A 306-nucleotide genomic window follows, 5' to 3' on the forward strand; every position below is an offset into this window, starting at 1 on the left:
GTTTCCGCGAGACGGTCATCGCGCGCCGCGCCTACTCGCCGGCCGATCTCGAAGCGATGAACGTCAACCTTGTCGGCGGCGATCCCTATGGCGGCTCGTCGACCATCGACCAGGCCTTCCTGTGGCGGCCGTTCAAGGCGAGCCGCAACCACGACACCGGCATCCAGGGCCTCTACCACATCGGCGCTTCGACGCATCCGGGCGCCGGCCTTGGCGGCGGCTCCGGCTTCCTTCTGGCGGGGAGGCTCTGATGGAGCAGAAACTTGCGGAAAAGCGCCAGCGCATCTCGACCCTCGGCGAGATCGG

1 pseudogene is annotated in these 306 nt (G+C 67.6%); it reads left to right on the top strand.

Features of this window, described 5'->3' with window-relative positions:
• Nucleotides 1-251, top strand: a pseudogene (locus EN818_RS31735) (FAD-dependent oxidoreductase); the annotation flags it as partial.
• Nucleotides 252-306: the final 55 nt, after the last annotated feature.

The sequence above is a fragment of the Mesorhizobium sp. M3A.F.Ca.ET.175.01.1.1 genome, from assembly GCF_004791945.1.
In the GTDB taxonomy this organism is placed as follows: Bacteria; Pseudomonadota; Alphaproteobacteria; order Rhizobiales; family Rhizobiaceae; genus Mesorhizobium.